This window comes from Lactobacillus sp. M0393, assembly GCF_016102025.1.
GTDB lineage: Bacteria > Bacillota > Bacilli > Lactobacillales > Lactobacillaceae > Lactobacillus > Lactobacillus melliventris.
The window spans coordinates 1-8941 of sequence record NZ_JACFPK010000013.1 but is presented as its reverse complement, the minus strand read 5'-3'; the positions used below and the strand labels follow the sequence as shown (position 1 = coordinate 8941).

The 8941-nt window shown below is 32.9% G+C and carries 10 protein-coding genes; 7 read left to right on the top strand and 3 right to left on the bottom strand.

Annotation, left to right across the window (positions count from 1 at the left end):
- Nucleotides 1–230 precede the first annotated feature (230 nt).
- The 6 genes from H3R29_RS09060 (at nt 231) to H3R29_RS09035 (ending at nt 5451) form a co-directional block, all read left to right on the top strand.
- On the top strand, nt 231–1280 hold the full coding sequence (locus H3R29_RS09060; protein WP_046333027.1) for a helveticin J family class III bacteriocin: 1050 nt from the start codon (nt 231–233) through the stop codon (nt 1278–1280).
- A gap of 110 nt (nt 1281–1390) precedes the next feature.
- Nucleotides 1391–1654, top strand: a complete 264-nt coding sequence (locus H3R29_RS09055; RefSeq protein ID WP_038521153.1) for a hypothetical protein — start codon at nt 1391–1393, stop codon at nt 1652–1654.
- Nucleotides 1647–1964 (top strand): phage holin, LLH family, encoded by a 318-nt coding sequence (locus H3R29_RS09050; RefSeq protein WP_038521156.1) that lies wholly within the window; start codon nt 1647–1649, stop codon nt 1962–1964. The genes H3R29_RS09055 and H3R29_RS09050 overlap by 8 nt, the downstream gene beginning before the upstream one ends.
- 629 nt (nt 1965–2593) lie before the next feature.
- Nucleotides 2594–2737 (top strand): hypothetical protein, encoded by a 144-nt coding sequence (locus H3R29_RS09045; RefSeq protein WP_158593833.1) that lies wholly within the window; start codon nt 2594–2596, stop codon nt 2735–2737.
- A gap of 1442 nt (nt 2738–4179) precedes the next feature.
- Complete coding sequence (locus H3R29_RS09040; protein WP_038521159.1) at nt 4180–4788, top strand: hypothetical protein; 609 nt, start codon at nt 4180–4182, stop codon at nt 4786–4788.
- Between the two features lie 21 nt (nt 4789–4809).
- Nucleotides 4810–5451 (top strand): hypothetical protein, encoded by a 642-nt coding sequence (locus H3R29_RS09035; protein ID WP_038521162.1) that lies wholly within the window; start codon nt 4810–4812, stop codon nt 5449–5451.
- 376 nt (nt 5452–5827) lie between these two features.
- Here the strand turns inward: H3R29_RS09035 and H3R29_RS09030 are convergent, their stop codons facing one another.
- From H3R29_RS09030 to H3R29_RS09020, 3 genes are all read right to left on the bottom strand, one after another.
- Complete coding sequence (locus H3R29_RS09030; RefSeq protein ID WP_038521144.1) at nt 5828–6067, bottom strand: hypothetical protein; 240 nt, start codon at nt 6065–6067, stop codon at nt 5828–5830.
- A 25-nt stretch (nt 6068–6092) separates the two neighbouring features.
- Nucleotides 6093–6596, bottom strand: coding sequence for a hypothetical protein (locus H3R29_RS09025; protein ID WP_038521147.1), 504 nt, complete (start codon nt 6594–6596; stop codon nt 6093–6095).
- A 401-nt stretch (nt 6597–6997) separates the two neighbouring features.
- Nucleotides 6998–7516: a hypothetical protein gene (locus tag H3R29_RS09020; protein ID WP_038521150.1), complete on the bottom strand. Its 519-nt coding sequence runs from the start codon at nt 7514–7516 to the stop codon at nt 6998–7000.
- 373 nt (nt 7517–7889) lie between these two features.
- Here H3R29_RS09020 and H3R29_RS09015 point away from each other — a divergent pair, with 373 nt between their 5' ends.
- Nucleotides 7890–8891, top strand: a complete 1002-nt coding sequence (locus H3R29_RS09015; RefSeq protein WP_052059623.1) for an SLAP domain-containing protein — start codon at nt 7890–7892, stop codon at nt 8889–8891.
- Nucleotides 8892–8941 lie beyond the last annotated feature (50 nt).

Below are 8941 nucleotides of genomic sequence, written 5' to 3'. Positions count from 1 at the left end.
CTGATGTCACGCCAGCCAACATAGAAAAAATATAAAAGAATAAAGTTAAATATAAAAAGCAATGAATCCTCATTGTTTTTTTTTTGCTTAAAACTTGCACAATTTCTCCAACAAAGAATTAAGCCGACATTAGTCGGCTTAATTCCTCCTTACGTGCTATTTTAATTATGATCTCGAGATTAAAGATTTGGATAGATAATTATTTTTTCAATTAGTAAAGGAGTTTCGATATGAGAAAAGTATCTAGTGTAACGCCAAGTTTGAAATATGAATTGAATGGTCTCCATCAGGTAGTTGTTCAAAAAGGTAATGTAGCAACTAAATATATATATGCGTTGCAGCAATTGGCCAAAGGTACAGATACTGTAGTTTATAGAGCAAGAAAAGATGGATTTAATGCACAATTTACAAAAGGCGAAAAGCATTTTCGGTTATTTTTAAAGGGTGCTAAAAAGAGTGGTACAGCAGGTTCTCATACACAAACTTGGGAATATGCTGGACCTAACGGCAATGGTGAGTGGTTTATTGGTACAAAACCTAAAAAACTTTCAAGCTCTAAATATTACTGGGCTACTCAAATAGCAAGGGTAAAATTTCAAAATAAAAAATATACGAAAAATACACAGATGCCTAGGTTGTCAGCTCTTAATAGAGCAGGAGCAGGCTATGATGATAATGTAGTTTATCCAGGAGTTAATTTGCTTAGATCCGAAGCTGCGGTTTCTCCAAATTATCTAGATATGTTGATTGTTACTATTGATACAAGTGGAACGGCTCATTTTGGTTTCTACTCAGTGAATGAAATTAATAAAGCTCTCAATGGTGGTCCTACAAATTATCCGCTTGATCAATTTCGTTGTTCTTATGCATTTAAAATTGAGAATTTTACATCTGCTGTTGGATCAATTCAGGGCTTTGATATAGACGATAAAAAAAATATCTATATTTCAAGTGAAGCTGCACCTAAAACAGATGATGTAGGTCAAGGGGTAGCTCAAGATCGTTATATTTATAAAATACCTTATGGTTATCAAAAACTGCCGAATGGATTAGTGGATTGGAATAGCACAGAGAACTGGCATAGAATTAATTTGAATGCTAATAATAATGATCACAATAATGGTTCAGTCTTAGATCGGAGTAAATTTGTTACTGAGTTTGAAAGTATTCAAGTAATTAATAAAAATGATGCATATTTAACGGTCTCATATCATGACGCAACTACATTAAAGACTTTGCACAGTAGAATTTATGAAATTACTTGGAATGACCCAGAGTAGTAATAAGTTTTATAAATAGATCATAAAATATTTAAAAGTCTCAAACAGCTCACTTACTGTTGAGACTCTTTCTTTTATACAAACCAAAATAGCAAGGAGGAATATGCATAATGTATAAAAAACTGATAATTTTGCTAACCTCAACTGCCTTTTGTGGACTCGTTTCAATGCTAATCAATTTTTATCAGTGGCATGTAAAAACAAGAAATACTGCAAATGATAAAGAACGGCGACGATTATATAACGAAGTAAAATACTATCGTACAAAGTTTCTTAATGATGAAAATGAAATTGATCATTTAAAAGAAAAAATTCGTAAATTAAAGGCAGCACAATTTACTACTGTCAAGGAGAGAAGTGATATTGATGGATAAATTAACGTCTATTTTACAATTGTTAAGCACGCTAGCTGTAATAATTGCGTTTATTCTTGTTGGTATTTATCCATATATTAAAGAACGTAATAAATCTTTAGCAGATAAGTTAGATGTATGGTATAAGCTTGCTCAAGTTTTAGTTAACGAGGAAGCTATTAAAAGTGAGAAATCTGGTGCAGATAAAAAACAGACAGCTACTGATACATTAATGATCCAAGCAAAAAAGTTAAAAGTACCATTAACCAAGAATGTGGCTGCTGGATTGGTACAAAATGCTTATAATCAAACTAAAACAAGACGTAGTTGAATGCCTACAAAGCAGATTTAGCAAATTGCGTAAATCATACAAGAACTTAATGAGCAGGTAGTTGAATTATATAATTTATTAGATTAATGATAATTAGCCATTAAAACACGCTGGCAGCAATTTGTTGTTAATCTAGAAAGCTTTTAAGCTTGATAGAATACTACTCTCAGTCTAAAAGACTATTAATTTTAAAAAAATTAGTAGAATTTGATATTTCTATGGTATGATTACTTTAACAAGCAAATAAAATGCCTTGATTGCCAATAAGGACAATCAAGGCATGAAAAAAGCTAATCTCAAACTTTTGCAGGGTAACAGATTAGCTTCATCAATTAAATTAAGTATAACAAAAATACTTAAAAATTCAAGAGATGAAGTTAAAAAGACCTTCGAGTTAAAAGATTAGCCCGGAGGTCTTTTCCGTTATCAAGCGAACCAACAGGACAAAGTTGAAAAAAGGGACAGGTTTAATAGAGCCATTTCAAGTAATAAATCTATTTCCGAAAGCACGTAACGAATGCAGTGGGGCAAGTGGCGGTGACGACCAGCAGTTAAGCGAACCAGGTCAGGGCGGTACAGACGACTACTGTCTGGTCAGAATTACTCATGCGTAAGGCGAGCAGGCAGCAGTGGAACATACGGCAGTAGCAAGGACAGAACATAGTACGAGGTACTATTGGCTGGGGTTAGCATATGGCGTTGCCCAGACCTTCAGATCATATTTTGGAGCGACAAAAAACAACGGCTCGGCTACTGTGCAGGGCGTTTTTTAGCTTAAATGTATGCTGGTTCTTTGTGACCAGATTAGTAACCAACAATCGACAAAGCGGTTAGTTAGATAGTTTCTTCTCCTTATCGCAAGGGGAAATTACCTAACTAACCGCTTTGCGGTTATGTTAGTTACCTTATGGGGCCAGTGTGCCCACTGCAGGGAACAGTAATTGGCAGTTTAGGTTAATTATTTGATCTTGTTTTAGGTTTAGGTGGAGCAGCTGGCGTAGTAGATTTTGGTTCAGCAGTCTTTCATGGTTTATTTGCAGGTTAGGGTGTCGAGTAGTGTTTTAGTTTTGCTTGTAGGAGATTAACCTGGTTCTTGATGTTGATTTATATTGGTCGTTCGTTGTCATTTATCGGATTAGATAAAGTTGTTTTGTTACCTATATCTTGGAATTTCACAAATTTTTAGGAAAGAGCATAAGGAGAACTGCTATCACTTACTTAACGTAAGGTGATAGCTTGGCGGTGCCAAGCGTTTTCTAACAGCAGCTGCCTGCTAGCACTTTTTTTGCGAAATATCCCACCGTGGGACTGTTGCAAACGCTGGTGTAGAGCCAAAAGCCTCATCTGGGTTTGTGAAAGGGATCTGATAGTCCCAAAATGGGATTGTTAAAAACCCTGGTAGAGCAACATTCTCACGAAGGTAAAAATTACTTCTAAAACCGTATTTTGGTTTTATTGAATGCCAGGCTCGCTTTAGATGTAATGGAGAGCGGGGGGGTAAAAAATAAAAGTAGGCGAAATAGTTGAGGAATGATTTTGTCTACTTTTAAAAAATTGGGACAGTCATTTTTGAGCAAAAAGGGAAATGATTTTGGCAGGTAAATCACACAGCTTATCGTCAAGAAGTCGTCCATTTGGTGGAAAATCAGGTGTAAGTATACCCGAGGACGACAAAACGGCTCACAGGGGCTAATAGGGGCTAAATTAGGCAAGCTGTTGTTGGTAAGTTAGAAGAGAATAAAAAATAAATATATAAAAAAAGCGATCCTTGTGGACCGCCTTAGACGTCTTGCAAGTGACTGAACCTGCTTACACGTTTAGTTAAACATGTCTGACGTTATCTAATTCTATAAAAATTATATCATGAAAATAAAAATTTGGTAAAATAATCCTGCGCGTTTAGTGCACTATCTTGAGAAGTTGACTGGCTTCTCATAAAGGAGGTGAAAAGACGTGTCTGATGTTCTAATTCTAATTCTTTTGTATCTTGTAATTACCGCAATTCGAGATGTGTTGAATATCGTCAAAGATATTCTTAACGAACTACTTAAGTAGTACAAAAGTGAGGCCTAAGATTTTATCTTAGGCTATTTTTATAGGTATAAATAATTGAATAAAATTAATTAAAGATATATAATCTCGATATTAAAATATTAATTTATTAAGGCATTATATCATTATAATATTTTAATATACGTTTATAGGAGAATTAATTATGAAATTTAAGTATGTTGTTGGATTAGGTGTTGCTGCTGCAACCTTTGCGACAGTTGCAACTCCATTAGCGGTAACAAGTGTCAAAGCTGAGGCAACAAGTGATAGTGTAGAAAGTCCTGTTTCTAAATATGATATAAATCCTGTAGCAAACTATGATAACGATTCATTAAGACAAATTGCAATTAATAATAATTTAGATTTGTCTGTAGTTGAAGCTTTAAATGATAATATCGATCCCGATAAAGCCTTACCTAATGGTACGCCTATTTATTTGCCACAAAATGTTGGCTCTGTAGAAAACGTAGTAGGACCTCAGGCGTTCGGACCTTATGATGGTGTACCAGCAAGTATTAAGAAAAAATATTATGATAGTTTAAGTAGTGCAGAACGTTCAGCTAAACTTTGGATTGCAAAGAGAGAATCAGGATACAATTATTATGTTTCTAACGGTACGCATTACGGTCGCTTTCAGTTAGATAAAGCATATCTTAATGGCGACTATAGTATAGCTAATCAAGAAAAAGCTGCTACGATATATATTCACAAACGTTATAGTGGAAGTTGGGTAAAAGCTAAAGCATTTTGGCAAGCTCATGGCTGGTATTAAATCAAAGTAGGTTGGGTAAAAATGAAAAGATCACTTAGTATAGCAGCATTTGCAGCTGTTTTTGGTGCAAGCTTGATATTTAGTGCAACAAGCAGTAATTATGTGCCTGTTAAAGCAGCTGACGTAAGCGATACAAATACTGTAGTCAATAATCAGGGTGTGTCTGATAAAACATGGTCTAACAAACTGACTAAAGCTGGCTATGTTTTCAAGTTAGCTAAAAATATAGCTACTACTGATGGCGGATTGTATCAAAGAAAAAATGGCTTACTTAAAAAATATAGTTTGAAGCATGCTAAAAAAGTTTTCGCTAAAAACATGTTATTCAAAATAGATCGCGCTATATCAGTAGAAAATGGTTCTTTAGTTCATATTGTGTCGCAAAATGGCAAATATAAGTTTTGGACTAATTTTTTAACCGGGACATACAATGTAAATGGTCATAAAAAATCTCTTAAACCATTAATAAAAACCGAAGTAGAAATGATCACTAATACTTCTAAAGAGAAAATAGCAAAAAAGCTAGTCACTGCCGAAAAATTGGCTAATAAATTAAAGGGTTCAGATAAAAAATTGGCTCAAGAATCAATTACTCAATTGAAGCAATGGATTGATAATGAAGTTTTTGCTAATATTCCTGTTCTTCTAATTGGTAGCCTGTAAGACAAGTAAACAAGTTTTTAATTTACTGCTGCTATCAAAGTGATTTTCTTATTAATTTACGAAGCATACGGAGCAATTTAAAGTTAAAGATTAAAAGTAACAAATAAGCTGGTATGAAGCAATTGGTCTAATTGTGAAATTACCAGGTAATGAAAAAAGGGAAGGCTGTTAAATCAGTCTTCCCTTTTGCTATACGGCTTCAAATTCACAAACATTTTTTTGCTGCAGTTTGAAGCCTTGTAGCACTAAGTTTCGTAGCAACTTCGCTTAATGTACATTATGTTAAGTTGCTTTGGTATATATGGAATTATTTTTTTGATTAGGTATTTAATCTGCTTAATTTGTAATTAATTTGCGTATTTGAGTTTTGGTTTGCTTATTTTTTGTTATTTTTGAAGAATATCATCCATTCATAAACACATGTAATAACTGCTATTAGATAATCATACCAATGAAAAGCTTTTGAAAAGCCCACTAAAGAGAGGAGAAACACAGCAATCAACGCTAAAGTAAAAAGGATAGGCATAGCAAGCGTCATATTGTATCTGGCAAGCCAAGTATCGATTGGCAGAAGCTCTAGAGCCAAGATAATGATTATTATTAAAGTAGTATTCATGTTATAGTCACACCTTTTAGATTATTTAAAGATAGATAAATACGACTGTTCGTGCCGTCCAGTAAGCGACTGTGCTGTTAAGGTGAAGATAATGAATTAGCGCATATCGTATACCATCTTCAGCTTTACCTTCATAATCAGTTAGAAAGTTTACAAAAGCTTTTAGTGGCTTAGTTTTTAAACTGTTACCAGTAATTTTAGCAACGTATTTGGCAATTTTCTTAATTGTTTCTAACTTTAAGCCACGTGTCAGGTTATTGTTTTGTTCAGTAATTTTGTCTTGTAAGAGAGTATTCTGCTGCTCCTCATTAAGTCCAGCACCATTAACAATTTGATCAAACTCATCTTGTTGATCTTTAGTTAATGAACCGTACAATGCCCCATATGAACTGTTGTTTTGATTTTCATTGGAATTACTTACGGAGTTGTCCGTAGCAGCAAATGTATTTACTACAGTTGTTGCCATAGTCGTTCCTATAAAACTTGCTGCCCCAAGAGAAATTCCCAATTTTTTAATGGTACTTTTCATAATAGTACGCCTTTCATAATATTTTAGATCAATGTCGACATTGATATTAAAACCATAGTTCAGCATAAAAATTTGTCAACAAATAATATTAAAAAATAATCATGTATATATAAACATATAGTTCGTTAAATATCCAGTTAATTTGTGCTTTATAATATGAAATTATCAAGTTTTTCAAAGATTAATAACTAGAAGATAAAATAAAAAATGACTCTTACGAGTCATTTGAAATATTGATTACTTATTTAAAAAATACAGTGAAAATTAATATTATAGTAGGTGAAATTATTGTCAAAATAACTTTGAATACGTTACTTTTAAACATTAAGTTCCCTATTGTTAGCGAATGATTATAAGTCAGTTAGAAGTGATCTTAAGATGCCTCAAGGTCTTATGCCCAATTATTTAAAAATCTTTTGCCACCAGTGTTCATTTTTTCGAACTGGCTCTTTTAGTTCATTATCAATGTTTCTTTCCTTACGTTCTAAAGAGCCCTGCTCTTTTATCTTTTGGTCTCTGCCATGTAACTGTTGTTGTTGGTTCATAAGCTGCATTAACCGATCAAACTTTTTTCCTAAAGCCCTATTAGCTTCTCTTAACTCTTTATTCTGCTCCTCGATTTTACTTAAATATCGATTATTAAGCTGATCAATTTCTTCTTGTTGTTTCGCTACTTTTTCTTCCAAATGTCTGACGTAATCAGTTTTACTAATTGATCTAGCAGAACCTACTTCACCATTTTTAAAATGAGCAATGACTTTCTTCGCTTCTGATTCATCAAGAACCATTTTTCTATTTTCTTTTTTATATATTATCTTATATTTTTTTATATACGAATTAATCCTTGTTCTATATCTTGCTACTTCTTTATTAGATGCTGTAGGTACTATTATATCAATTATTTCTCTTATATCTTTCATATATATTTCTCTTATATTGCTATATATTACTATATATTTCTATATATTATTATATATCAATAACAGGACGAAGTCCTCAAAAGAGTAAAGAGGGTTTTATTAAAACATAGAAGCACACGTAGATTTCAAAAGTGTAGATATACAAAAAGGCAATCCAAATGGATTGCCTAGACGTCTAGTATGTCTCTTTTGCATGCGAGGATCGCACTTTATTTTTCACGAAGTTTTTTATAAATCTTTTAAAACTGATAGCCATTTGGCTTAGCACTACTTCGACTAATATTTATATTAGGTTGCCTGGTCCAGTAAAGGTAGCCTTAATAGACAATTAACCAGATAGCTATTAGAATTTAAGGATAAAGGAGTAATTACAATGAAAATTAACAAAAAATTGTTTATTAGCTTATTAGCTGGAATATTGACAACAACATCATTAGCAGTTACTACAACTAATATTGATCAAGCTCAAACTACTACGTCAAATGTAAATTCTGAGCAAGGCAAGCTAACCTTGAATCATAAGACTCGTGTTTATAACAAAAAGGGTAAGAAAAAGTATTCTTATCTTAAAACGAATGGGCTGCTAAAAAAGGGTGCTTTAGTAAGATATGTTGGCAAAATTAAAGCCCTATCTGATCCAGATACCAAGCGTTATTCCTTTAATGACAAAGATATGAACTGGTATTATCTACCATATAAAACAATTAAAGGTAAACAATACTACAACATCGGTCATGGCGGTTATATTAAAGCTATAAATGTTGATAGTATCAATGGAAATAAGTTATTTACTAATTATGCTACTGTTACAATAGCATCATCGCCATTTTCTTCTGATAAAGATTTTACAAAAGCAAATCTTGTTAATAATAAAGGTGAATTTACCAATAAATATGTCAAAAAGGGTACGAAACTAGTGGTTGATCGTCGCAGTAATAGAGAAGAACTAGCAGGGACGACTAAAATTGATATGCTTGATAATGGAGTTCTAGAAGTATTCCGCATAAAAAACAATAAAAAATTGTTTGTTTTAAGAGACGACCTTAAAACGCAGCCTCGTCAGCAACTAATACCGTATACTAATATCATGCATGTAAGATTTGTGAATGACGCATATCTTTATAATATAAAAGGAGAATTTGCGGACGATTCATGGTTTAGTTCAGGTGATACGGTTTCGGTTACAGGATTAAGATATATATGGGTTCCAGCAGATAAAAAAGCAGAACTATTTTATGAAGTTTTAGATTCACCTTCATCGATGTCAAACTGTAATTTTGTGAAAGCTTCGACTGCTAAATATACTTTTGGCAATCATTTAAAGCCAATAAATACAGCAGCTGATGTCACGCCAGCCAACATAGAAAAAATATAAAAGAATAAAGTTAAATATAAAAAGCAATGAATCCTCATTGTTTTTTTTTT